Annotated in this window: 26 protein-coding genes and 1 rRNA gene; 25 read left to right on the top strand and 2 right to left on the bottom strand. The window is 69.4% G+C overall.

Annotation, left to right across the window (positions count from 1 at the left end):
* Positions 1-153 precede the first annotated feature (153 nt).
* The 13 genes from rrf (at position 154) to ABZ345_RS23870 (ending at position 12,311) form a co-directional block, all read left to right on the top strand.
* Positions 154-270: ribosomal RNA gene (gene rrf, locus ABZ345_RS23810) — 5S ribosomal RNA — on the top strand.
* 89 nt (positions 271-359) lie between these two features.
* Positions 360-2,948: a hypothetical protein gene (locus ABZ345_RS23815; RefSeq protein WP_359852596.1), complete on the top strand. Its 2,589-nt coding sequence runs from the start codon at positions 360-362 to the stop codon at positions 2,946-2,948.
* The gene (locus ABZ345_RS23820) at positions 2,945-3,739 is read left to right on the top strand and encodes an HAD-IIA family hydrolase (RefSeq protein WP_359852599.1); all 795 of its coding nucleotides are present in this window, start codon (positions 2,945-2,947) and stop codon (positions 3,737-3,739) included. The genes ABZ345_RS23815 and ABZ345_RS23820 overlap by 4 nt, the downstream gene beginning before the upstream one ends.
* 5 nt (positions 3,740-3,744) lie before the next feature.
* Positions 3,745-3,912 (top strand): hypothetical protein, encoded by a 168-nt coding sequence (locus ABZ345_RS23825; protein WP_359852601.1) that lies wholly within the window; start codon positions 3,745-3,747, stop codon positions 3,910-3,912.
* Positions 3,913-3,918: 6 nt separating this feature from the next.
* Positions 3,919-4,716: a TlyA family RNA methyltransferase gene (locus tag ABZ345_RS23830; protein WP_359852604.1), complete on the top strand. Its 798-nt coding sequence runs from the start codon at positions 3,919-3,921 to the stop codon at positions 4,714-4,716.
* Positions 4,713-5,603, top strand: coding sequence for an NAD kinase (locus ABZ345_RS23835; protein ID WP_359852607.1), 891 nt, complete (start codon positions 4,713-4,715; stop codon positions 5,601-5,603). The genes ABZ345_RS23830 and ABZ345_RS23835 overlap by 4 nt, the downstream gene beginning before the upstream one ends.
* Before the next feature lie 95 nt (positions 5,604-5,698).
* Complete coding sequence (gene recN / locus ABZ345_RS23840; protein WP_359852610.1) at positions 5,699-7,480, top strand: DNA repair protein RecN; 1,782 nt, start codon at positions 5,699-5,701, stop codon at positions 7,478-7,480.
* A gap of 582 nt (positions 7,481-8,062) precedes the next feature.
* Positions 8,063-8,686 carry a hypothetical protein gene (locus ABZ345_RS23845; protein ID WP_359852613.1) on the top strand — a complete coding sequence of 208 codons (624 nt, stop codon included), beginning with the start codon at positions 8,063-8,065 and terminating at the stop codon, positions 8,684-8,686.
* Complete coding sequence (locus tag ABZ345_RS23850) at positions 8,679-9,266, top strand: hypothetical protein (RefSeq protein WP_359852616.1); 588 nt, start codon at positions 8,679-8,681, stop codon at positions 9,264-9,266. The genes ABZ345_RS23845 and ABZ345_RS23850 overlap by 8 nt, the downstream gene beginning before the upstream one ends.
* Complete coding sequence (locus ABZ345_RS23855) at positions 9,263-9,694, top strand: hypothetical protein (protein ID WP_359852618.1); 432 nt, start codon at positions 9,263-9,265, stop codon at positions 9,692-9,694. Before ABZ345_RS23850 ends, ABZ345_RS23855 begins: the two co-directional genes overlap by 4 nt.
* Positions 9,691-10,128: a hypothetical protein gene (locus ABZ345_RS23860; RefSeq protein WP_359852621.1), complete on the top strand. Its 438-nt coding sequence runs from the start codon at positions 9,691-9,693 to the stop codon at positions 10,126-10,128. Before ABZ345_RS23855 ends, ABZ345_RS23860 begins: the two co-directional genes overlap by 4 nt.
* 63 nt (positions 10,129-10,191) lie before the next feature.
* Complete coding sequence (gene steA / locus ABZ345_RS23865; RefSeq protein ID WP_359852624.1) at positions 10,192-11,376, top strand: putative cytokinetic ring protein SteA; 1,185 nt, start codon at positions 10,192-10,194, stop codon at positions 11,374-11,376.
* A complete protein-coding gene (locus ABZ345_RS23870; protein ID WP_359852627.1) occupies positions 11,373-12,311 on the top strand; it encodes a copper transporter in 939 nt (312 codons plus the stop codon). Before steA ends, ABZ345_RS23870 begins: the two co-directional genes overlap by 4 nt.
* Positions 12,312-12,415: 104 nt before the next feature.
* On the opposite strand, the gene ABZ345_RS23875 is transcribed toward ABZ345_RS23870, so the two are convergent.
* Positions 12,416-13,099 (bottom strand): hypothetical protein, encoded by a 684-nt coding sequence (locus ABZ345_RS23875; protein ID WP_359852630.1) that lies wholly within the window; start codon positions 13,097-13,099, stop codon positions 12,416-12,418.
* Positions 13,100-13,274: 175 nt separating this feature from the next.
* On the opposite strand from ABZ345_RS23875, the gene ABZ345_RS23880 reads away from it, so the two are divergent.
* From ABZ345_RS23880 to ABZ345_RS23895, 4 genes are read left to right on the top strand one after another with little or no spacing between them, the layout of a single operon-like run.
* A complete protein-coding gene (locus ABZ345_RS23880) occupies positions 13,275-14,960 on the top strand; it encodes a CTP synthase (RefSeq protein ID WP_359852632.1) in 1,686 nt (561 codons plus the stop codon).
* Positions 14,957-15,577, top strand: coding sequence for an NUDIX hydrolase (locus ABZ345_RS23885; protein ID WP_359852635.1), 621 nt, complete (start codon positions 14,957-14,959; stop codon positions 15,575-15,577). Before ABZ345_RS23880 ends, ABZ345_RS23885 begins: the two co-directional genes overlap by 4 nt.
* A gap of 9 nt (positions 15,578-15,586) precedes the next feature.
* On the top strand, positions 15,587-15,982 hold the full coding sequence (locus ABZ345_RS23890) for a DUF2752 domain-containing protein (RefSeq protein WP_359852638.1): 396 nt from the start codon (positions 15,587-15,589) through the stop codon (positions 15,980-15,982).
* A 10-nt stretch (positions 15,983-15,992) separates the two neighbouring features.
* The gene (locus ABZ345_RS23895; protein ID WP_359852641.1) at positions 15,993-16,418 is read left to right on the top strand and encodes an SRPBCC family protein; all 426 of its coding nucleotides are present in this window, start codon (positions 15,993-15,995) and stop codon (positions 16,416-16,418) included.
* On the opposite strand, the gene ABZ345_RS23900 is transcribed toward ABZ345_RS23895, so the two are convergent.
* Positions 16,408-17,019, bottom strand: a complete 612-nt coding sequence (locus ABZ345_RS23900; RefSeq protein WP_359852644.1) for an NINE protein — start codon at positions 17,017-17,019, stop codon at positions 16,408-16,410. The genes ABZ345_RS23895 and ABZ345_RS23900 overlap by 11 nt on opposite strands.
* 52 nt (positions 17,020-17,071) lie before the next feature.
* On the opposite strand from ABZ345_RS23900, the gene ald reads away from it, so the two are divergent.
* The 8 genes from ald (at position 17,072) to ABZ345_RS23940 (ending at position 23,598) form a co-directional block, all read left to right on the top strand.
* Positions 17,072-18,142: an alanine dehydrogenase gene (gene ald / locus ABZ345_RS23905; protein ID WP_359852647.1), complete on the top strand. Its 1,071-nt coding sequence runs from the start codon at positions 17,072-17,074 to the stop codon at positions 18,140-18,142.
* Entirely contained in the window at positions 18,142-19,026 is an 885-nt protein-coding gene (xerD, locus tag ABZ345_RS23910) for a site-specific tyrosine recombinase XerD (protein ID WP_359853144.1), read from the top strand. Before ald ends, xerD begins: the two co-directional genes overlap by 1 nt.
* Positions 19,027-19,050: 24 nt before the next feature.
* Positions 19,051-19,380 (top strand): metalloregulator ArsR/SmtB family transcription factor, encoded by a 330-nt coding sequence (locus ABZ345_RS23915; protein ID WP_359852649.1) that lies wholly within the window; start codon positions 19,051-19,053, stop codon positions 19,378-19,380.
* A 101-nt stretch (positions 19,381-19,481) separates the two neighbouring features.
* Positions 19,482-20,405, top strand: a complete 924-nt coding sequence (locus ABZ345_RS23920) for an AAA family ATPase (protein WP_359852652.1) — start codon at positions 19,482-19,484, stop codon at positions 20,403-20,405.
* Complete coding sequence (locus tag ABZ345_RS23925; RefSeq protein WP_359852654.1) at positions 20,402-20,731, top strand: hypothetical protein; 330 nt, start codon at positions 20,402-20,404, stop codon at positions 20,729-20,731. Before ABZ345_RS23920 ends, ABZ345_RS23925 begins: the two co-directional genes overlap by 4 nt.
* On the top strand, positions 20,728-21,552 hold the full coding sequence (locus tag ABZ345_RS23930; protein ID WP_359852657.1) for a segregation/condensation protein A: 825 nt from the start codon (positions 20,728-20,730) through the stop codon (positions 21,550-21,552). The genes ABZ345_RS23925 and ABZ345_RS23930 overlap by 4 nt, the downstream gene beginning before the upstream one ends.
* 470 nt (positions 21,553-22,022) lie before the next feature.
* Positions 22,023-22,871 carry an SMC-Scp complex subunit ScpB gene (gene scpB / locus ABZ345_RS23935; RefSeq protein ID WP_359853147.1) on the top strand — a complete coding sequence of 283 codons (849 nt, stop codon included), beginning with the start codon at positions 22,023-22,025 and terminating at the stop codon, positions 22,869-22,871.
* Positions 22,864-23,598, top strand: coding sequence for a pseudouridine synthase (locus ABZ345_RS23940; RefSeq protein WP_359852660.1), 735 nt, complete (start codon positions 22,864-22,866; stop codon positions 23,596-23,598). Before scpB ends, ABZ345_RS23940 begins: the two co-directional genes overlap by 8 nt.
* Positions 23,599-23,645 lie beyond the last annotated feature (47 nt).

Genomic DNA, 23,645 nt, shown 5'->3' on the forward strand with positions numbered 1-23,645 from the left:
GACCGGTAACGGTTGGAGCTGACTGGTACTAATAGGCCGAGGACTTGTTACAAAAATGCTACGCATCCACTGTGCGGTTCTGGAAGAACAACCAGAACCGATCGAATCCAGGCACTTCGGTGTTCGGGGTTCAGGTTGTGAATTCCATAGTGTTTCGGTGGTTATAGCGTTGGGGAAACACCCGGTCCCATTCCGAACCCGGTAGTTAAGCCCTTCTGCGCCGATGGTACTGCACTGGTTACGGTGTGGGAGAGTAGGTCGCCGCCGAACTTTACTTCCCTGAAGGGGCTTGTGATCGCGGGGCACAACTACAGTGCTTCGCTCACAGGCCCCTTTCAGCGTGTCCATAGGAGGATTTGGTGTCAAGGTTCGGGGATCGTCCCGGCGACCGTCAGCGTGGCCAGGGAGACCGACCGCGCCATTCCGACGGTGGCCGACCATCAGGCGATCGCAAGTTCAGCAGCAATCGTGACGACAAGCCGCGCGAGGACCGCGGCGGCTACCAGCGTGGTGAGGGCTCCGGCGACCGCAACCGCAGCGGAGACCGTCGAGACGACCGCGCCGGCAACCGCTCCGGCGGCGACCGCGGCGGCTACCGCGGCCAGGGTTCGAGTGACCGTGGCGGCTACCGGGGTGGCGAGCGTTCTGGCTCCAGCGACCGCGGCGGTTACCAGCGTCGCGAAGGCTCCAGCGACCGTCCCGGCTTCCGCAAGGACGACTCCGGCGACCGCGGTGGATATCGCGGCCAGGGTTCCAGCGACCGCGGCAGCTACCGCAAGAGCGACTCGAACGACCGTGGCGGTTACCGCTCGGGCGGCGAGCGCGGCGGGTTCCGCAGCGAGCGTTCCGGTGAGCGTTCGAGCGACCGCGGCGGGTTCCGTTCCGACCGCGGCGGCGACCGTCCCGGCTACCGCAAGGACGACTCGAGCGACCGCGGTGGTTACCGCGGCGATCGCTCGGGTGACCGTCCGGGCTACCGCGGTGGCGACAGCTCCGACCGCGGCGGCTACCAGCGCCGTGAGGGCTCCAGCGACCGCGGCGGTTACCGCAAGGACGATTCCGGCGACCGTGGTGGTTACCAGCGTCGCGAGGGCTCGAGCGACCGCGGTGGCTACCGAGGTGGCGAGCGTTCGGGTTCCAGCGACCGCGGCGGTTTCCGGAAGAGCGACTCCGGCGATCGTGGCGGGTACCGCGGTTCCAGTGACCGCGGCGGCTTCCGCAAGGACGACTCGGGCGACCGCGGCGGCTACCGCAAGAGCGACTCGGGTGACCGTGGCGGCTACCAGAAGCGCGAGGGTTCCAGCGACCGCGGTGGTTACCGCGGCGAGCGCTCGGGTGACCGTCCCGGCTACCGCGGTGGCGACAGCTCCGATCGTGGTGGCTACCAGCGCCGTGAGGGCTCCAGCGACCGCGGCGGCTACCGCAAGGACGACTCGGGCGACCGCGGCGGCTACCGGGGTGGCGAGCGTTCGGGTTCCAGTGACCGTGGCGGGTTCCGCAAGAGCGACTCGGGTGACCGTGGTGGCTACCAGCGTCGCGAGGGTTCGAGCGACCGCGGCGGCTACCGCAAGGACGACTCCGGTGACCGCGGTGGCTACCGGAAGAGCGACTCCGGTGATCGCGGTGGGTTCCGCAAGGAGGGCTCGAGCGATCGCGGCGGCTTCCGGAAGAGCGACTCGGGTGACCGTGGCGGCTACCAGAAGCGCGAGGGTTCCAGCGACCGCGGCGGCTACCGCAAGAGCGACTCCGGTGATCGGGGCGGCTTCCGTTCCGACCGCGGTGGCGACCGTGGCGGGTACCGCAAGGACGACCGTCGCGACGACCGTGACAACTCCCGCGACAACTCCCGCAACGACGAGCGTTCCGCGCCTCAGCGCGATGACCGTCGTGACGAGCGCAGCCGTGAGCGTGCGGCGCGGTTCCAGGAGCGCGTCGCCGAGCAGGAAGCCACTGGTCAGGACGTTGCCACTGAGGTGACCTCGGACGCCGGCGAGCGTCCGGGCTACCGCCTGGGCGATGGCGCCGCGGCCAGCCGTGCCGCCGCCAGCCGTGAGGCCGAGGACGCCGAGACCGTCGTTGCCGCCGAAGGCGACGCCGACGAGGTCGAGGCCGCCGGCGAGCGCGAGATCGACGTCGACACCAAGGCCGACGACGAAAGCGCCGCTCCTGCCGCTGACGCCGACGAGACCGAGGCCGACGAGACCGAGGCCGACGCTGAAGACCGGGACGAGGCTCCCGCGCCGCGCGGTGGTCGTCCCGAGCTGCCGGAAGACGCCGACCTGTCGGCACTCGACCCGGAGATCCGGGCCGAGCTGCGCAGCCTTCCCAAGGGCCTCGCGGAGATCGTCGGCAGGCACCTGGCCGCGGCCGGGCTGCTGATCGACGAGGAGCCCGAGCTCGCCCTGGAGCACGCCCGGTACGCGCGCAGCAAGGCGGCGCGGGTCGGTGTGGTTCGGGAAGCGGCCGGTCTGACCGCGTACTTCGCGGACGAGTGGGCCGAGGCTCTCAGCGAGCTGCGGGCCGCGCGCCGGATGATGACCGGACCGGGCCACCTGGCGATCATGGCCGACTGCGAGCGGGCCCTGGGCCGGCCGGAGCGGGCCATCGACCTCGCGAAGGACCCGGCGGCGAAGGACCTGTCCCAAGAAGACGAGATCGAGCTGCGGATCGTCGCGGCCGGTGCTCGCCGGGACATGGGGCAGCTCGAGGCGGCCGTGGTCGCGTTGCAGGGGCCGGACCTCGATCCCGGGCAGCGCACTCCGTACTCCGCGCGGCTCTTCTACGCTTACGCCGACAACCTGGCCGCGGCCGGTCGCATCGAGGAATCCGTCAAGTGGTTCCTCAACGCCGCCGAGGCCGACGACGAGGGGGAGACGGACGCCGCCGAGCGCGCGTTCGAGCTCACCCAGGACGAGACCGCCTCCCCGGAGGAGATCGGACAGCAGTGAGCGAGACGTTGGTCGACCGGTACGACGCGTTGCTGATCGATCTCGACGGCACCGTCTACCGCGGTAAAGAGGTCGTGCCCGGCGCCGCGGACGAGATCGCGAAAGCCAGGGCCAAAGGCCTCGGGATCCGGTACGTCACCAACAACGCATCTCGCTCACCGCAGGCAGTCGCGGATCACCTCGTCGAGCTCGGGTTCGACACGAGCATCGACGAGGTGAGCACCTCCGCCCAGGCAGGCGCGGCCATGCTGGCCGACCGTCTGCCGAAGCGATCCACTGTGCTCGTGCTCGGCACCAAGGCTCTTCAGGCCGAGGTGCTCAAGCGCGGTCTCACCCCGACCGACACCGCCGAGGGCGCGGTGGCGGTCCTGCAAGGCCTGTCCATGGACCTCGGCTGGCGTGAGCTGGCCGAGGCCGCCGTGGCCATTCGCGGCGGTGCGCTGTGGGTGGCGTGCAACGTCGACGCCACCCTGCCCACCGAGCGCGGCCTGCTGCCCGGCAACGGGGCGCTCGTCGAGGCGCTCAAGGCGGCCACCGAGCAGGAGCCGCTCGTCGCCGGCAAGCCCGCCACACCGTTGCTGCAGCAGGCGGCGAAGGAGCTCGGCGCGCACCGCCCGCTGGTGATCGGCGACAGGCTCGACACGGACATTCTGGGCGCGGTGAACGCCGGAATGGACTCGCTGCTCGTGCTCACGGGTGTATCGACGGAGCAAGAGGCGCAAGCGCTTCCGGAAGAGCTGCGGCCCACGTATGTCGGCGCGGACCTGTCGGTACTCCATCGGCTACCGTAAGAGCCGTGAGCTACCCCCTGCCCGGACCGCCGCCCAACCCGGCCGACGCCATCGAAGGCGCGCTGGAGCGGCTCGACGGGCTTGAGAACGTCCCCCTCGCCGAGCACGTGGCGCGGTTCGACGCCGTGCACGCGACGCTCACCGAAGCACTGTCGAGCATCGAACAGGTGTGATGCACAGTGCCTCGCAGGGTGCGGCTCGACGCCGAACTCGTGCGCAGGGGGCTCGCCAAGTCCCGTGAGCACGCCAGCCAACTCGTCGCGGACGGCCGCGTCACGGTGCGCGGCACCGTCGCGACGAAACCCGCGACCGCCGTGGAGACCTCCGACGCGGTCGTCGTGAAGGACCTCGGCAACGACCCGAACTGGGCCTCCCGGGGCGCGCACAAGCTGATCGGCGCGCTCGAGCGGTTCAAGATCGACCCGACGGGCAGGCGATGCCTGGACGCGGGCGCATCCACTGGCGGTTTCACCGACGTGCTGCTGCGGGGCGGCGCGCGTCAGGTGGTCGCGGCCGACGTCGGGCGCGGGTTGCTCGACTGGAAGCTGCAGACCGACGACCGGGTCGTGGTGAAGGACAAGACCAACGTCCGCGCCCTCACGCCTGAGGACATCGGCGGGAAAGTTGAACTCGTCGTAGCGGATCTTTCGTTTATCTCGTTGAGGCTTGTGCTTCCCGCACTGGCCGCGTGCCTCGACGAGGAGGGCGACCTGCTGCCCATGGTCAAGCCGCAGTTCGAGGTCGGCAAGGAACGTCTCGGCTCCGGTGGCGTAGTGCGCGACCCGGAGCTGCGCGCCGAAGCCGTTCTCGAGGTGACCAGGGCGGCAGCGGAACAGGGTCTGGCAGTGCACGGCGTCGTCGCGAGCCCGCTGCCCGGCCCGTCCGGAAACGTCGAATACTTTCTCTGGCTGCGCAAAGGCGAACCCGTCGATGCTGCAGAGATGGTGCGCACCGCCGTCGAAGAAGGGCCCCAATGAGGGAAGTCCTGCTGGTCGTCCACACCGGGCACCAGAGCAACATTGATCTCGCCCGTCAGGTGGCCGGCCGTCTCGCGGTCGGGGGTGTCACGACGAGGGTGCTCGACGACGAGGCGCGTGACCTCGGCCCGTCGTGCTGCACCAAGGTCGTGCCCGCCGACGACCACGCGGCCGAGGGCACCGAGCTCGTGCTGGTGCTGGGCGGTGACGGCACGCTGTTGCGCGGTGCCGAGCTCGCCCGGCCGGCGCGCGTTCCGGTGCTGGGCGTGAACCTCGGGCGTGTCGGGTTCCTGGCCGAGGCCGACTCGGACGCGTTGCACGAGGCAGTCGGTCACGTGCTCGAGCGCGACTACTTCGTGGAAGAGCGCATGACGCTCGACCTCGTCGCGACGGTCAACGGCGAGGTCGTCGTGAAGACGTGGGCGCTCAACGAGATCAGCGTCGAGAAGCTGATCCGCGAACGCATCCTGGAGGTCGTCGTCGAGGTCGACGGCAGACCGGTGTCGGCGTTCGGCTGCGACGGCGTGCTGTGTGCGACGCCGACGGGCTCGACGGCGTACGCGTTCTCCGCGGGCGGCCCGGTCGTGTGGCCGGACGTGCAGGCGATCCTGGTGGTGCCGAGCAACGCGCACGCGCTGTTCGCGCGGCCTCTGGTCGTGTCGCCGAAGTCGCACGTGGCGTTCGAGATCGAGCAGACCGGGCACCCTGCGGCGCTGTCGGCGGACGGCCGGCGCACGTTCGAACTGCCGGCGGGCGCGCGGATCGAGATCGTGGAGGGCGAGGTGCCGCTCAAGGTCGTGCGGCTGCGCCAGGCTCCGTTCACGGACCGGCTGGTCGAGAAGTTCGCCCTGCCGGTGAAGGGGTGGCGGGGACCATCGGCAGGCTGAGCGCGCCGCTCGGTGCGTCGGCACTCGCTGGGTACGGTGCCCCCAGAGCAAGGTCCCATCCGGAAATGTCGGACCCGACAAGTAAGGTTCGCCCTGTGCTGGCCGAGATGCGCATCAATGGCCTTGGTGTTATTGACGAGGCCACCCTCGAACTCGACCCCGGATTCACCGTAGTCACTGGTGAGACGGGCGCGGGCAAGACCATGGTCGTGACTGGTTTGCACCTGCTCGGCGGTGGCCGTGCGGAGGCTTCCCGAGTGCGCACCGGCGCCGACAGGGCGGTGGTGGAAGGCCGTTTTCAGGCGCCTGCGGGCAGCCCTGCCGCGAAGGTGGCGGAGGAGGTCGGCGGCGAGGCGGACGAGGACGGCTCGCTGATCGCGATCCGCACCGTCGGCTCCGACGGCCGTTCCCGGGCCCACGTCGGCGGCCGCTCCGTGCCGGTCGGCGTGCTGTCCGAGCTGGCGGAGCAGCTGATCGCCGTCCACGGCCAGAACGACCAGCTGCGCCTCATGCGCCCGACCGAGCAGCGCGGTGTGCTGGACCGCTTCGCCTCCGACGACGTGGCCGAGCCGTTGCGCGCGTACCAGGCCGTCCGCGAGGAGTGGCTGCGCGTCTCGACGGAGCTGAAGGAACGCACCGAGCGCTCCCGCGAGCTCGCCCGCGAGGCGGACCTGCTGCGGCACGGCCTGACCGAGATCGACGCGGTCGACCCGAAGCTGGGCGAGGACGCCGAACTGCACGACGAGGCCCGCCGCCTCGCCGACGCCGACCAGCTCCGCGAGGCGGCGTCCGGCGCGCAGTACGCGGTGTCGGGCTCGCTGGACGGCGACCCGGACAACCCCGGCGCGCTGGGCCTGATCTCCGAGGCCGCGCGCCGCCTGTCCACGTCGGAGGACCCGAAGCTGCGCGAGCTGGAACCGCGCCTCGTCGAGGCCGCGACGCTGCTGGCCGACGTCGGCGCGGAGATCTCCGGCTACCTCGACCACCTCGAAGCCGACCCCGGCCGCCTGGAGCAGGTGTTGCAGCGCCAGGCCGAGCTGAAGGCGCTGACCCGCAAGTACGCGGCGGACGTCGACGGCGTGATCGCGTGGGCGGTCGACGCGCGCGCTCGTCTGGACGGCCTGGACACGTCCGAAGAAGCGCTGACCGCGCTAGCCACTCGCCGCGACGAGCTGGCCGTCGAGCTGGCGGCGCTGGCCGAGCAGGTCACCGCCGCGCGCACCGAAGCCGCTCTGGAACTGGGCAAGGCCGTCAGCGAGGAGCTGGACGGCCTGGCCATGCCGCACGCCACCGTCGAACTCGCCGTCCGCCCGCGCCACGCCGAGTCCGGCGACCCGCAGGCGCTGCCAGTGGGCCGCTCGATTCTGCACGCGGGCGCGTCGGGCGTCGACGACGTGGAGCTCCGCCTGATCTCGCATCCCGGCGCCCCCGCGCTGCCGGTGCACAAGGGCGCGTCCGGCGGTGAGCTCTCGCGCGTGATGCTCGCCCTGGAAGTCGTGCTGTCGCACTCCGATCCGGTGCCGACCCTCGTGTTCGACGAGGTGGACGCCGGCGTCGGCGGCCGCGCGGCCGTTGAGGTGGGCCGCCGCCTGGCCCGCCTTGCCCGCTCGCACCAGGTCATCGTCGTGACGCACCTGCCGCAGGTGGCAGCGTTCGCGGACCGGCACCTGGTCGTCGACAAGTCGGCCGACGGCACATTCACGCGGTCCGCGGTGCGCAAGCTGGACGAGACGCAGCGCGTGGTCGAACTGGCCCGCATGCTGGCGGGCATGGACTCGACCGACACGGGCCGCGCGCATGCCGAGGAGTTGCTGGCGGCGGCGAAGGCGGACAAGTCGTCGGCTCCGGTGGTGCGGCGGCGCAAGAAGAAGGCCTGACGGTCGGCAGGTTTCGCCTCGGCACGGTTGCCCTGACGGGAGTGGTGGGACCGCGTGGGTGTCGTGAGTTGGTGGCGGCGCGTGGTCCTGTGTTCGTGAGGCAGGCGCGGGTGGCGGCGAAGGCGGACACGTCGTCGGCTCCGGTGGCGGCTGCGCAAGAAGAAGGCTTGACGGTCGGGTTTGGCGGGTCGAGGCGGTTCGCCTCGGCCCGGTTGCCCTGACCGGAGTAGTGGGCCGTGTGGGCGCTGCGGAGTTGGCGGCGGCACGTGGTGTCGTGCTGGTGAAGCCCCAGCGCAGGTGGTGTGGGTGGATCTCAGTGTTCCGCGGAACACCAGCCCGCCCGCCGCGAGCTGATGCCGGGAACGGCACCCCGGCCACACCACTGCTGAATCGGCTACGCGCCGGTGCCGGGCATCCCAGCACCTGGACGCGGGCCCGTGCGACGGCACCCCGGCAACGGTGAGCAGCGGATTCGGGTGCGTGCCGCGGCGCCGTCAAGCCGGTGGTTCGGCATGATGGGAACGTGACCGAGTCCCGGTCAGCGGACGCACACGGTGGTGCGGTGGAAGGTGGACCGGATCTGTGACCACGCGCCGGGTGTTCGGGGCGGTGCTGGTGTTCGTCGCGGCGGGGCTGGCGGTGGCGGCGACCTTCCTCAACTCCTATGTCGTGCAGGCTCAGTTGCAGGGCCGGACGCTGCGGTACGAGGCGACTTCGTGGGTCACCGAGCGGGACGACTTCCGCGGGGCCCTGTTGCTCGGGCCCATCGAATACGGGGAACCGGCGGTGGGGGCCGCGCTCGTCATGGCGCTTGCCGCCGTGTTGGCGTTCCGGATTCCGGCCGTGCGGGTGGGGTCGTTGCTGGGCGCCGGGCTGTTGGCGGGGGTGGCCTGGTCGGCGGTCAGGAGTGTGCAGGGGACGGTCGCCAAGCTGAAGGAGCTCGAGGCGCCGGTGCCGTTCGACGTCGAGCAGGGTGACGGGGTGACGATGCTGATCGTCGCGGCCGGGGTGGCGGTGGTGTCGGCGGTGTTGCACCAGGAGTTGCCGCGCCGGGTCAGGGAAGCAACGGGGGACGGGGCTGTGATCCACCAGATCGAGGGCGACGAGAGCGAGACGCCGCCGTACGGGTTCCCGGTGATCGTGGAACCGATCGAACCGCGGCACCCGCAGAGCGCGGATGAGCCGAAAGAGTCGAAGAGTGATTGATCGCGGGAAGATCGCTGCGCCCCTCGTGCTGGTGGGAGCGGGGCTGGCGGTGGTCAGCAGTTTCATGAACACGTACGGCTCTGGTCAGGTCGGCGAGCAGAACGGCCGGAGGTTCACCACCTCGTTGTGGATCCAGACGTCGAAGTACCAGGAAGGGGCCTCGACCGCCACCTACTACGGCGCCGGGTGGCCGGTGGTCATCACGGCCGTGGCGATGGTGGTCGGCGTTGTGCTCATGGCGCGAGGGCGGACGGCCCACGCCGGGAGGCTCGTGACGCTCACGGCGGCGGGCGGGCTGGCCGGCGTCGTGTTGTTCTACGTTCTTCAGTTGTGGCACGAAGAAGCGACCATCAACGAGTCGTGGCCCGCCAGCCAGCGGTACGAGGTGGTCCTGCACGAAGGCACGTACCTGCTGATCGCGGCAGTGATCATCGGCCTGGTCGGGGCCGTGCTCGCCCAAAAGCGCGAAGAGCCCGCAGAACAGCCCGAAGAAGAAGTGGTCGTGCATCAACTCGACAGCGACGACGACACGCCACCGTTCGGCATCGCGATCGCCGAGCAGGAGCAGGAGGCTCGGTGATCGGAAGACCGACGGCGGTGGCGTTGATCGCGGCCGGGGTGGTGCTGACCGCGACGGCACTCGTGTTGCCCTGGTACTCGACCATCTACGCGCAGGACGTCGAGGTCGTCGTCCGGGCTTGGGGCACGGAGGTCGTCAACAAGCCGGGCGACTGGCCCGCCGGCGACCTCTCGCCCTGGTACGGCCTGCCCATCGCGGTGACGGCGGCCCTGATGATCGCCGGCATCTGGATCAACCGAGCCGCCCTGGCCGGAGCAGCGGCCCAACTCGGAGCGGTCGGCATCACCACGACCCTCACCATTTCCGAACGCGGCCACGCCGTCGAGCAACAAGGCGACTTCGCGATCGGCTACGGCCTGGTCTTCCTGGCGGTCGGAACGCTCGTCGCCCTCACCGGCGCCATCGCGGCACAAAGGGAGCCCGAATGAAGCTCCTCAGCGCAGCCCTTCTCGCACTGGCCGCCGCGGCGGCGGTCACCGCGACGTTCCTGCCGTTCTCCGAACTCCTGATCCGGCTGACACCGGACCAGCCGCAGACCGCTTACATCACCACCGGCTGGGCCACCCACTTCGGAGCGACGAAAGACGAACACGGCCCGCTCTTCGGCATCCCGGCGGTAGCGGCCGCCGCGGTGGTGTTCGCCGGCATCCGATGGCGAAAGGTCGCATTCGCCGGAGCAGCCGCACTCGCCGGGGTCACCGGAATGCTGTTCGTGTATTTGCTGAACGCGATCAGCTTTCACAAGGCGGGCAACATCGCCATAGATCCGGGACTGCAAGCCGGGTTCGGCAACGGAATCTGGGTCCTGCTGGCGGCGACGGTCCTCGCGTTTGGAGCCGTAGTAGTTCACCCCGACGACTGACCAGCACGAATTGCCCGGCGTGCCTCACCTGTCGCGTGCGCACCGTGAGTCACTATCGGACGCATGAAGCTTTCCGGGCTGCTGAGCCGCTCCAACCACGAACTTCCCGGTGTCACGGGCGTCGCGCGGGTTGATCGGCGCGTGAGCGACCTGGTGCGGCGCGTCAGTCCCGGTGATGTCGCTGTTTTCGATCTCGTCGACCTCGACCGGCGGACCGCGGAAGCACTCGTCGCGGCCGAGGTGGTCGGTGTCGTGAACGCCTCGCCGTCCATTTCCGGGCGTTTTCCCAATCTCGGCCCGGAACTGCTGATCGAGGCGGGCATTCCGCTCATCGACAACGTCGGCGCGGTCGCCCTGCGCGAGATCAGGGAAGGCGTGAAGATCCGGCTGCACGAAGGTGTCGTCTACGCCGGGGAACGCGAGCTCGCCAAGGGGATCGAGCAGAACGCCGAGAGCATCGCCGACGCCATGATCGAGGCGAAGGCCGGCATGTCGGCTCAGCTGGAGGCGTTCTCCGCCAACACCATCGAGTTCCTGCGCAGGGAACGCGCGCTGGTGCTCGACGGCGTCGGCGTGCCCGAGGTGTACGTGCCGATGCGCGATCGGCAGGTGCTGGTCGTCGCGGGCGGACCGTCGCACGCGGAACAGCTGCGCAAGCTCCGCAAGTACATCCGCGAGTACCGGCCGGTGCTGATCGGGGTCGACACCGGCGCGGACACGCTGCACGACGCCGGGTACAAGCCGGACATCATCGTCGGCGACCCCGACGGCATCGGCACCGCGTCACTGCGCGAGGCCTCCGAGGTGGTCGTGCCCGCGCAGACCGACGGCCACGCGCCCGGCCTGCAGCGGATCCAGGACCTCGGCATCGGCGCGGTGACGTTCCCCGCGTCGGGCAACGCGGAGGATCTCGCGTTGCTGCTCGCCGAGGCCCACGGGGCGTCCCTGGTCGTCACGGTGGGGCTGCGCGCGACGTTGCGCGAGTTCCTCGACCGCGGGCACTCCGGTTCCAACCCCTCCACGTTCCTCACCCGGTTGAAGCTCGGCAGCAAGCTCGTCGACGGGGAGGCCGTCGCGACCTTGCATCGCAGCCGGGTGTCCATGGGCGTGATCGTTCTGCTGGTGGTCGCCGCGATCGTCGCCATGGCGGCGGCACTCGCGGTGTCCGGCGTCGGTCACGTCTACGTCGACATCGTCGTCGACGCGTGGCAATCCGTCGCCAACTGGTTCAAGGGGTTCTTCTCGTGATCTCGCTTCGCTACCACGTAGTCTCGATCACCGCGGTGTTTCTGGCGCTCGCGGTGGGTGTCGTGCTGGGGTCGACCGCGATCAGCGGGCGGCTGCTCTCCGGGTTGAGCGATGAAAAGAACTCGTTGGCACAGCAGGTGAACGACCTGCAGAACGACCGCAACGCGTTGAACGCCAAGCTGACCGAGGCGGACAAGTTCGCCGCGTCCGTCGGCCCGCTCGCGGTCAAGGACAGGCTCACCGACCGGACCGTCGTCATCGTCACGACCTCGGACGCGCGTCCGTCCGATCGGGACGCCCTCGCCGGGTTGCTGAAGTCCGCGGGCGCCGCCGTCACCGGCGAGATCCAGCTGACCGACGCGTTCGCCGACCCGTCCCGCTCCGACCAGCTCCGCGACCTCGTGGCACGGCTGCAGCCCGCCGGCTCACAGCTGCCCACGGCCGGTGACCCCGGAACCCGCGCGGGCGGCCTGTTCGGCACGCTGCTGCTGCTCAACCCCTCCAACAACGAACCGCAGGCCACCGCTGACGAGACCGCTTCGGCGCTCGCCGGACTGTCCAACGCGGGCTTCGTGAAGGCGACCTCGGGTGTGAAGCCCGCGCAGCTCGCGATCGTCCTCACGGGCGGTGCCGCGATCGGTGACTCGGCCGCCGACCGCGCTTCGACGATCGCACGGTTCGCCACCCAGCTCGACCGGGCCGGCGCGGGCGTCGTGCTCGCGGGGGCCAACGGTGCCGCGAACGGCACCGGCGCCATCGGTGTGGTCCGCGCGGACACCAACGCGACGTCCATTCTGTCTACGGTCGACAATTCCGACACACCGGCCGGTCAGGTCGTCGTCGTCATGGCACTGCGCGAACAGCTGGAAGGCCGCAGTGGACGGTATGGAGTAGCCGGCAACGCCGAGGCGTCCTCGCCGGGAACCGCAGGCTGAATCCCGAATGCTGAATACCGCATACCGGATACCGAATCCTGCACTGAATACCGAATCCTGCCTGCTGAACACGAACACCGCATCCTGTATATCGGAGACTGTATTCAGTATTCAGTCGTCCAGTCGCCTGGCAGCGCCTTGAGCAGCACCTCAAGTGCATGCGGTGTACGAGCGCGGGCCCACAGCCACTGGCTGTCGTCCTCGCGGACGATCACGTCGTCCGTGACGAACCAGCGGGTGCCGGGGCTCTGCAACGGCAGGAGCGTGAAGTGGTCCTCGAGCAGGGAGATGTCCGCCTCGGACGTCTCCCTGTCCGCTGTCTCGGCGCCGTCGCGGAACAGCGCTTCGGACAACACCATCTCCACGCACGCGAGCGAGAACCGCGGCAGCCACGGGTCCCAGCGCTCCTCGGACTTGTTCAGCAGGTCGAGCTTGATCAGCACTTCGGGGTCGTCCGAACCGAGCGCGACGCCCCACGCCGCGACCCACTGGTTCTCGTCGCGGAAGACCAGCACCTCGCGATCCACCCGCAGTTCCGAGGGCGTGAGCAGGCGGTCCTGGTTGCTGGTGAGGTCCGGCCGCTTGCCGAACAACGACAGCGCCTCCTTCACCGCCTCCGGCAACCGGACGCCGAGCAGTTCCTCGGTGGCCGAGAGGTCGGCACGGCTCCAGCCGTCGAGCGGCCCGATCGGCTCGGCCCACGCGGCCGCGAATCCCTCGATGAAACGCCATGCCGCGGAGCGCTCGTGCACGGCTCTGGCGGCGTCCCCTGCCACGTCGAAGGTCACGTGACAACGATTCCTGATCCCGGCCCGTGCCGGGGGAACTTCGGGGAAACCCCTCACTGCGCCGATCGGGTGATGTGATCTGCCGGGTCGTGGTGCGCTGAGTGACCGGCGGCGTGTTAGCGTTATGGCCCGTGGATAGGGGGATTCGGCCCCCACGATTTTCACGGGAGCCCCGTTGGTGCAGCAGGCACGTACGACCAAGCACGTCTTCGTCACGGGGGGCGTCGCGTCCTCCCTGGGCAAGGGGCTCACCGCCTCCAGCCTCGGCCAGTTGCTCACCTCGCGCGGCCTGCGGGTAACGATGCAGAAGCTCGACCCGTACCTGAACGTCGACCCCGGCACGATGAACCCGTTCCAGCACGGCGAGGTCTTCGTGACCGACGACGGCGCGGAGACGGACCTCGACATCGGCCACTACGAGCGGTTCCTCGCGCGGGATCTGAGCGGCGACGCGAACGTGACCACCGGCCAGGTGTACTCCGAGGTCATCGCCAAGGAGCGCCGCGGTGAGTACCTGGGCGACACGGTCCAGGTCATCCCGCACATCACCGACGAGATCAAGCGCCGCATCCGCGCGATGGCCGAGCCGGACGCCGACGGCGTCACCCCGGACGTGGTCATCACCGAGGTCGGCGGCACGGTCGGTGACATCGAGTCGCTGCCGTTCCTCGAGGCGTGCCGCCAGGTCCGCCACGACGTCGGCCGCGACAACGTCTTCTTCCTGCACGTCAGCCTGGTCCCGTACCTGGCGCCGTCCGGTGAGCTGAAGACCAAGCCGACGCAGCACTCCGTCGCGGCGCTGCGCAACATCGGTATCCAGCCGGACGCGATCGTGTGCCGCGCGGACCGGGAGATCCCGGACGCGTTGAAGCGCAAGATCGGCCTGATGTGCGACGTCGACACGGACGCCGTCGTCGCGGCCGTGGACGCGCCGTCGATCTACGACATCCCGAAGGTCCTGCACGCCGAGGGCCTCGACGCGTACGTGGTGCGCCGCCTCGACCTGCCGTTCCGCGACGTCGACTGGACGGTGTGGGGCGACCTGCTCAACCGCGTGCACAACCCGTCCGAGACGGTGAAGATCGCGCTCGTCGGCAAGTACGTCGACCTGCCGGACGCGTACCTCTCGGTCACCGAGGCGCTGCGGGCGGGCGGGTTCGCGCACCACGCCAAGGTCGAGATCAAGTGGGTGCCGTCGGACGAGTGCCAGACGCCAGAAGGTGCCGCACGGGCGTTGTCCGGCATGGACGCGGTGCTGATCCCCGGCGGGTTCGGCGTGCGCGGCATCGAGGGCAAGATCGGCGCGCTGAAGTACACCCGCACGCGCGGTGTGCCCACGCTGGGCCTGTGCCTCGGCCTGCAGTGCATGGTCATCGAGGCCGCGCGGAACCTCGCGGGCATCGAGGACGCGAACTCCAGCGAGTTCGAAGAGGGCGGCTCGCCGGTCATCTCCACGATGGCCGACCAGCAGGACGTCGTCGCCGGTCAGCGCGACATGGGCGGCACGATGCGTCTCGGCGCGTACATCGCGAAGCTCACGCCGGGGTCGGTGGTCGCGAACGCGTACGGGTCCACCGAGGTCTCCGAGCGCCACCGGCACCGCTACGAGGTCAACAACGCGTACCGGAGCAAGCTCACCGACGCCGGTCTGGTGTTCTCCGGTGTGTCGCCGGACGGCCGCCTGGTCGAGTTCGTCGAGCTTCCCGCCGACGTGCATCCGTTCTACGCGGCCACGCAGGCGCACCCGGAGCTCAAGTCGCGTCCCACGAAGCCGCACCCGCTGTTCGCCGCGTTCGTGAAGGCCGCGATCGACTACCGGGTGGCCGACCGCCTCCCTTTGGCGGCGGGGGCGTCCAAGTGACGTCGCGACACGACTTCCGCACGGTCTCCAGCGAGGACCTGCACGTCGGGAAGATCCTGGCGTTGCGCGTCGACGAGGTGGAGATGCCCGGTGGCGGCACGGCCAAGCGCGAGATCGTCGAGAACAACGGCGCGGTCGCGGTCGTGGCGGCGGACGACGACGGTCAGGTCACGCTGATCCACCAGTACCGGCACGCGCTGGGCCGGCACCTGTGGGAGCTGCCCGCGGGCCTGCTCGACCACGATGGCGAGGAGCCGGTCGTCGGTGCGCGCCGGGAGCTGGCCGAAGAGGTCGGGCTCGCCGCCGAGCAGTGGCACGTGCTGGTCGACGTCGCCGCTTCGCCCGGTTTCACCGACGAGGTGGTGCGCGTGTTCCTGGCGCGCGAGCTGTCCGAAGTGGACCGCGACGTGCAGGGCGAGGAGGAAGCGGATCTGGAGATCCACCGCTTCCCGATCGACGAGGCCGTGCGCATGATCCTGTCGGGTGAGATCGTCAACGCGTCGACCGTCGCCGGGCTGCTCGCGGCCCGCGAGGTGCTGGACGGTCGCGCCGAGCCGCGTCCGGCCGACGCGCCTTTCCGCGACAAGCCGACCCGGTTCGCCGCGCGCAAGAAGTAAGTTGGAGCGATGAAGACGCTGAGCGGTGCGTTCACACGGTTGCGCGCGCCGCTCAGCGTTCTTGCTCTGGGCGGCGCGGGCGCGGTGTTGCTGCTGTTCGTCGACCCGACCAAGCCGGGCAACCTGCTGCCCAAGTGCCCGTTCAACTGGCTGACGGGGCTCAACTGCCCTGGATGCGGTGCCACGCGGATGGTGCACGCGTTGCTGCACGGTGATGTCGTCAGCGCGTTCCACTACAACGCCGTGTTGCTCGCGTTGGGCGTGCCACTGGCTGTGTGGCTGTTCTCGCGGTGGACGCGCGACAAGTGGACCGGGGAACGGCGATCCGTGCCGAAGTCGGTCGGTGTCGCCGTTCTCGTCGTTGCTGCCGTTTGGGGCGTGGGACGCAACCTCGCTGGGATCTAGACTTCGGCCCATGCCCGGCCTGCAGCACTCCGTCGTCATCGAGGCCCCACCTGAGCGCGTCTGGGACGTGGTCGTCGACGTCGAACGCTGGCCCGAGCGCATCCCCACGGTCGACTCGGTGGAACGGCTCGACGAAGGACCACTGGCCCTCGGCTCGCGCACCCGGTTGAAGCAGCCCCGGTTGTCCCCGGCGGTGTGGACGGTCACCGAACTGACCGACGGGCGCTCGTACACCTGGGAGTCGCGCTCGTCCGGTGTCACCGTCGTCGCCGCGCACGACGTCGAGCCGCACGCGGACGGGTGCCGGCTCACCCTCGCGCTGACGGTGTCCGGTGCGTTGGCCGGGATCGGCTGGCTGATGACGAAATCGCTGACCAGGCGGTACGTCGAGACGGAGGCCGCCTCGATCAAGGCGGCCGCCGAGGCTAGTCCCTGAGCTTGCGTCCCTGGGCGTCCGTGCCGCCGTTGACCAGGATGATGATCCCGTCGATCAACGACCAGATGCCGCAGCCACCGCAGGTCAGCAGCTGGGCGACGGCGATGCCGACGTGGCCGGTGTAGAAGCGGCCGATGCCCAGGTTGCCCAGGAACAGCTGCAGCACGCCCGCGGCGATCTTCGACTTGTCCGACAGCGGCAGGCCGGTGATCGGGTCGTAGCCGTAGGGCGCGGCCGGGTTCGCGTAGCCCATGCCGGGCGGCATCATCCCCGGCGGAGGTGGCGGGACGGCGTACTGCTGGCCCGTGGGCGGCGGGTAGTAGGCCTGGGTGGGCTGGGGCGGGAAGCCCGGTGGCGGCGGGGGCACGGCGGCGAACGGCACCGAGGGCGGCGCGAGGAACGGCGGGTGCGGCTGGGGCAGGTCGCGGAACAACTCGGCCAGCTCGTAGTAGGACTGCGCGACGGACGCGCGGTTCACCCGCTCCTGGTACTCGCCGATGTCGAGCCGCGCCAGCGCGAAGTGGTCGTTGAGCGCGGTGATCGCCTCTTCGCGCTGCTGGTTGCCGATGCGCTGCTGCTCTGGCCCGAATGCGTCTGACACGGCCAGCACGTTATCCGATGCAATAGATCGATATCGGGAATACGCTGCGACGATGCTGGTCGGTGTCCCAAAGGAGATCAAGAACCACGAGTACCGGGTCGCGATCACGCCCGCCGGCGTGGTCGAGCTGGTACGCCGCGGGCACGAGGTCGTGATCGAACACGACGCCGGTGCGGGCTCGTCCTTTCCCGACCACGAGTACACGTCGGCGGGCGCGCGCATCGCCGCGACAGCCGACGAGGTGTGGGGTCTCGCGGACCTCGTGCTGAAGGTCAAGGAGCCGATCGAGCCCGAGTACCACCGGATGCGGCGTGATCAGGTGCTCTTCACCTACCTGCACCTCGCGGCGAGCCCGGAGTGCACCAAGGCGATCGCGTCCTCCGGCATCACGGCGATCGCCTACGAGACGGTGCAGCTGCCGGACGGGTCGCTGCCGTTGCTGGCGCCGATGAGCGAGATCGCCGGGCGGATGGCGGCTCAGGTGGGCGCGCACTGCCTGGAACGGGCGCAGGGCGGGCGGGGTGTGCTGCTGGGTGGTGCTCCCGGCGTCGCGGCGGGCAAGGTCGCGGTGATCGGCGCGGGTGTGGCGGGGATGAACGCGGCCACGATGGCGGTCGGCATGCAGGCCGAGGTGATCGTGCTGGACAACAACGTCAACCGGTTGCGGCAGATCGACTTCACCTACCGCGGGCACCTGCAGACGATCGCGTCGAACGCCTACGAGGTCGAGAAGGCCTGCGTCTGGGCGGATCTGGTGGTCGGCGCCGTGCTGGTGCCCGGTGCGAAGGCGCCGAAGCTCGTCAGCAACGAGCTGGTGTCGCGGATGCGTCCCGGCAGCGTGCTCGTGGACATCGCGGTCGACCAGGGCGGCTGTTTCGAGGACACCAGGCCGACGACGCACGACTCACCTACCTATCGCGTGCACGACTCCGTGTTCTACTGCGTCGCCAACATGCCCGGCGCGGTGCCGAACACGTCGACGTACGCGCTGACGAACGTGACGCTGCCGTACGTCATCGCGTTGGCGGACAAAGGTTTCATGCGTGCCGTGGCGGAGGATCCCGCACTGGCGAAGGGTGTCAACGCGCGTGACGGAGAGATTGTGCTGGAAGGACTTGCGTGATTGCTGAGCTGGTGGCGACCTATCTCGACCACCTCGCCGTGGAACGCGGCACCGCCCGCAACACGCTCGACTCCTACACCCGCGATCTGCGCCGTTACACCGAGCACCTCGAGTCCATCGGTGTCGCGGATCTGGGCGCGGTGACCGAGATTCAGGTGAGCGAGTTCCTGGCGGCGTTGCGGGAAAGCGGCCTCGCGGCGTCATCGGCGGCACGCACGTTGGTCGCCGTGCGCGGGTTGCACCGCTTCGCGCACAGGGAAGGTGTTGTGCCGCATGACGCCGCACGAGCCGTGCATCCGCCTTCGCCACCTAAGAGGCTGCCGAAAGCGTTACCGGTCAACGATGTCCTGACGCTGCTCGACAATGTGGGAAACCTCAGGGACAAAGCCCTGCTGGAGCTGCTGTACTCGACCGGAGCGCGGATCTCCGAAGTCGTGGGGCTGGACGTGGACGACATCGACGCTTCCGAGCGGACGGTGCTGCTGGACGGGAAAGGAGGAAAACAGCGGCTCGTTCCGGTCGGGCGACCGGCATTGGCCGCTGTGGACGCCTATCTGGTTCGTGCGCGGCCCGCGTTGGCGGCGAAAGGCCGTGGGACGCCTGCATTGTTCTTGAATGCACGCGGTGGACGGCTATCGCGGCAGAGTGCGTGGACCGTTCTGAAGACCGCCGCGGAGGAAGCCGGAATCACCGCCGTGGTGTCTCCGCACACGTTGCGGCATTCGTTCGCCACCCATCTGTTGGAAGGGGGTGCGGACGTTCGGGTGGTGCAAGAACTTCTCGGGCATGCATCGGTTACGACCACTCAGGTGTACACACTGGTAACCGTTACGACTTTGAGGGAGGTCTACGCAACTGCACACCCTCGGGCCACTGGAACATGAGGCTTCCACGGGTACGGTGGGCAGGTGCCGAACTTGGACGAGCCGTCCCCACAGGCCATAGATCTCGCCGCTGTGCTGCACGCGCTGAGCGACCCGACCCGGCTCGCGGTCGTGCGCCAGATCCAGTTGAGCGGTGAGAGGCTGTGCGGGGCCTTCGAGGTTGACGTGGCGAAGTCGACCCTCTCCCAGCACCTGCGCGTGTTGCGCGAAGCTGGCATCACACGAACACGGTGCAGGGGCAACCAGCGCTGGGTGTCACTGCGTCGCGATGACCTGGATCATCTCTTCCCGGGCCTGCTCGACGTGGTGCTTTCCGCCGCCGACAGGCGTACACGAGCGGATGTTCCGGCGTAACAAAGTCTTGACAAACCCCGGCGAGGCGCGTTGCCGCTCGCACGGGTGCGGCCTAGGCTGCGCCCGGAGAGACGACTACGACCAGTGAGGGAACGCCAGCCATGTCGACACCGGAGCACGCTTTCGCGCCCCGTGCCGATCTGAACCTGGCCCCGCACGCCGCGCCGGTGGACGATGTCGCTCACGAGCAGCGCGACGGCATCGGGCCGACCGGCCGCCCGCGCCGCCACATCCCGGATCCGCCGCCGCTGCTGCACCACGGTCCGGCGAAGATCCTCGCGGTGTGCAACCAGAAGGGCGGCGTCGGCAAGACGACGTCGACCATCAACCTGGGCGCGGCGCTGGCCGAGTACGGCAGACGGGTCCTGCTCGTCGACTTCGACCCGCAGGGCGCGCTGTCCGTGGGCCTCGGCGTGCACCCGCACCAGCTGGAAACCACGATCTACAACGTCATCATGGAAGGCGACACCGCCGTCCGCGACGTGATCCGCAAGACCATGGTCGACGACATGGACCTGCTGCCGAGCAACATCGACCTGTCGGCGGCCGAGATCCAGCTCGTGTCCGAGGTGGGCCGCGAGCACACGCTCGTGCGCACCCTTCGTCCCGTCATCGACCACTACGACTACGTGCTGGTCGACTGCCAGCCCTCGCTCGGCCTGCTCACGGTGAACGCCCTCGCGGCCGCGGACGGAGTGCTGATCCCGCTGGAGTGCGAGTTCTTCTCGCTGCGCGGGGTGGCGCTGCTCATCGACACCATCGAGAAGGTCAAGGAACGGTTGAACCCCAAGCTCAACATCACCGGCATCCTCGCCACGATGTACGACCCGCGCACGCTGCACTCACGCGAGGTCATGGCCCGCGTCGTGGAGGCGTTCGGCGAGATCGTGTTCGACGCGGTAATCAACCGCACGGTGCGTTTCCCGGAGACCACCGTCGCCGGTGAGCCGATCACGCGGTGGGCGCCTCGGTCCTCCGGTGCCAACGCGTACCGCGCGCTGGCCCGCGAGGTGATCGCCCGGTGAACCGTCGCCCTTCACTGCCGGGGGCGGCCGAGCTGTTCCGGCTGACCTCTGCCGCTCCTGCGGAAGTTTCTTCTGTCTCGTCGGACGAGGTGGCTCCGCAGCAGCGTCGTGGTTCCGGTCGCACGAAGCACACCACGAAGATCACGGTGTACGTGTCCGACGAGGAACTGATGGCGCTCGAGCAGGCGCGGCTGCTGCTGCGCGGCTCGCACGGCCTGGGCGTGGACCGCGGGCGCGTGGTGCGCGAGGCGATCGCCATCGTGCTGGACGACCTGGAGACGCACGGTGACGCGTCGTTGCTGGTACGCAGGTTGCGCGAGCAGTGACCGAGGAACTCCCTGACGCACCGGTCGACGACGGCAAGTTCAAGGTCCGCCTCACGAACTTCGAGGGCCCGTTCGACCTGCTGCTGCAGCTGATCTCCCAGCACACGCTCGACGTGACCGAGGTGGCGTTGCACCAGGTCACCGACGACTTCATCGCGCACATCCGCGGGATGGGTGACTCGTGGGACCTCGACGAGACCACCGAGTTCCTGGTGATCGCGGCGACGTTGCTGGACCTGAAGGCCGCGCGCCTGCTGCCTGCCGGTGACGTCGACGACGAGGACGACCTCGCTCTGCTCGAGGCGCGTGACCTGCTGTTCGCGCGGTTGCTGCAGTACCGGGCGTACAAGCAGGTGGCTGCTCTGTTCGCCGAGCTGGAGCAGGGGGCGTACCGGCGGTATCCGCGGTCGGTGTCGCTGGAGCCGCGGTTCGAGGGACTGCTGCCCGAGGTGATGCTCGGGGTGACGCCGGACAAGTTCGCCCTGATCGCGGCGGCTGCTTTCCGGCCGAAGCAGAAGCGGACGCTGTCGGTCGCGCACATCCACCAGCACCGGGTGTCGATCCGCGAGACGGCGGACGTTCTGCGAGCGTTGCTGATCGAACGCGGGACGGCGTCGTTCTCGGAGATCGTGGCGGACTGCACCGAGACGATGGAGGTCGTGGCGCGGTTCCTGGCGCTGCTGGAGCTGTACCGGGAGAAGTCGCTGGCGTTCGAGCAGGAGGACCCGCTCGGACCGCTGCAGGTGACCTGGGTCGGTGGGACGTTGGAGGAGGCGCAGGCGCAGGTGCATGCCGGCGATGAGGACGAGGACTACGGCTGATGAGCGAGCCAGTGGTGGGGCCGGACGCGGCAGAGGTGCGGAACCCGGGCCCCGCGTTCGATCAGGACGGTCACGACGACACCGCGGTCGCGTCGGAGGGTGCTGACGCCGGGCCGGAGGGTGCTGAGTCCAAGGCCGTGCCGGAGGGTGTCGGGCCGGAAGGTGCTGAGCTCGAGGCGGCGCTGGAGGGTGCTGAGGCCGGGCCTGAGCGTGTTGAGTCCGAGGCCGTGCCGGAGGGTGCCGAGCCGCAGGGGGTAGCGCTGGAAGGTGCCGAGCCCGAGGTCGCGCATGAAGGTGCTGAGCTCCAGGCCGCGCTGGCGGGTGTCGCGTCGGAGGGCGCTGAGCTCGAAGTCGCGTCGGAAGATGTCGCGCCGGAAAGTGCTGAGCCCGAGCCTGAGGTCGCGGGGGTCCCCCCGGTTTCCAGTCTATCGGGCGGCACCGACAAAAACGGCACGTCAGAGGTCGAGCCTGTGGACAACTCGGACGCCGCCGAAGCCCAGCCTGTTGACGCCGAAGCCGAGCCCGAGTCTGCCGCCGAGCCTGTCGACGCCGCACCGGAAGTCCTCGCCGCCGAAGCCGCGCCCGACCCGGCTGACGCTGCCGCCGACGCCGTACCCGCTGCCGCCGCGCCCGCTGAAGCCGAGCCCGAGCCCGAGATCGAGCCCGACACCGACGCCGCGCCCGCCGCCGAACCCGACACCGACGCTGCCGCCCTTGAGGCCCAGTTGCTCGCCGCCGCCCCCGAGGAAGCCATCGAGGACAGCGGCCTCCCCGACCTCACCGACGACCTGGAGTTCGAGGCCGCGATCGAGTCCGTCCTGCTCGTGGTCGACAGCCCGATCGCCGAAGACCAGCTCAGCAGTGCCCTTGACCAGCCGGTTAAGCGAATCAAGGAAGCACTCCGTAGACTCTCCACCCGGTACACCGAGTCCGGCAGTGGCATCGACCTGCGCAGGGCGGGAGACGGCTGGCGTTTTTACACGCGAGACCGGTACGCCCCGTTCGTGGAGAAGCTGCTGCTCGACGGTCAGCGCGCGAAACTCACCCGCGCGGCCCTGGAGACGCTCGCGGTGATCGCCTACCGGCAGCCTGTTACGCGGGCGCGGATTGCGGCGGTGCGTGGCGTCAACGTGGACGGTGTGATCCGGACCCTGGTCGCGCGGGGGCTCATCGAGGAGACGGGCACCGATAGCGACACGGGTGGGATCCTGTACCGCACGACCGAACTGTTCCTGGAGCGGTTGGGGCTGTCGTCGCTCGCCGACCTGCCCGCAATCGCGCCGCTGCTGCCCGAAGTGGATGCGATCGACGATGTCTGAGAACGAGGGCGTGCGCCTGCAGAAGGTGCTCGCACAGGCGGGGATCGCCTCCCGCCGCGCTTCGGAGGAGCTGATCGACCAGGGCCGCGTCCAGGTCGACGGCAAGATCGTGCGCGAGCAGGGGCGCCGGATCGACCCCGAGACCGCGGTCGTGCACGTGGACGGCGTGCGCGTGCAGCTCCGCGAGGACGTGGTGACGATCGCGCTGAACAAGCCGTTCGGCATGCTGTCCACGATGGAGGACGACCTGGGGCGCCCGTGCGTCGGCGACCTGGTGCGCAACCGCAAGGAGCGCCTGTTCCACATCGGCCGGCTCGACGCCGAGACCGAGGGGCTGCTGCTGCTCACCAACGACGGCGAGCTCGCGCACCGGCTGATGCACCCCAGCTACAACGTCATGAAGACCTACCTCGCCGAGGTGCCGGGTCCGGTCGAGAAGGGCCTCGGCAAGAAGCTCAAGGCCGGCATCGAGCTGGACGACGGCCCGATCAAGGTCGACTCCTTCAAGCTCATCAGCGCCGTGCCCGGCAAGGCCCTGGTCGAGGTGGTCCTGCACGAGGGCCGCAAGCACATCGTGCGCCGCCTGCTCGAGCACGTCGGCTACCCGGTGCAGTCGCTGGTGCGGGTCGCGGTCGGTGACGTCTCGCTCGGCAACCAGCGCCCCGGCTCGATGCGCGTCCTCAACCGCCAGGAAGTCGGCGGCCTGTACAAGCTCGTCGGACTCTGATCAGACTCTGACGCGTGCCCCTCCGGTCCCCCGAGAACCGGAGGGGC

This window comes from Lentzea sp. NPDC005914, assembly GCF_040629405.1.
In the GTDB taxonomy this organism is placed as follows: Bacteria; Actinomycetota; Actinomycetes; order Mycobacteriales; family Pseudonocardiaceae; genus Lentzea.

What these genes read in the sequence shown, in the direction of transcription:
- ABZ345_RS23835 (WP_359852607.1), top strand. Translation starts at nt 4,713, where the DNA reads ATGAGGGAAGTCCTGCTGGTCGTCCACACCGGGCACCAGAGCAACATT.
- ABZ345_RS23860 (WP_359852621.1), top strand. Translation starts at nt 9,691, where the DNA reads ATGAAGCTCCTCAGCGCAGCCCTTCTCGCACTGGCCGCCGCGGCGGCG.
- steA (WP_359852624.1), top strand. Translation starts at nt 10,192, where the DNA reads ATGAAGCTTTCCGGGCTGCTGAGCCGCTCCAACCACGAACTTCCCGGT.
- ABZ345_RS23890 (WP_359852638.1), top strand. Translation starts at nt 15,587, where the DNA reads ATGAAGACGCTGAGCGGTGCGTTCACACGGTTGCGCGCGCCGCTCAGC.
- ABZ345_RS23895 (WP_359852641.1), top strand. Translation starts at nt 15,993, where the DNA reads ATGCCCGGCCTGCAGCACTCCGTCGTCATCGAGGCCCCACCTGAGCGC.
- ald (WP_359852647.1), top strand. Translation starts at nt 17,072, where the DNA reads ATGCTGGTCGGTGTCCCAAAGGAGATCAAGAACCACGAGTACCGGGTC.
- ABZ345_RS23920 (WP_359852652.1), top strand. Translation starts at nt 19,482, where the DNA reads ATGTCGACACCGGAGCACGCTTTCGCGCCCCGTGCCGATCTGAACCTG.
- ABZ345_RS23940 (WP_359852660.1), top strand. Translation starts at nt 22,864, where the DNA reads ATGTCTGAGAACGAGGGCGTGCGCCTGCAGAAGGTGCTCGCACAGGCG.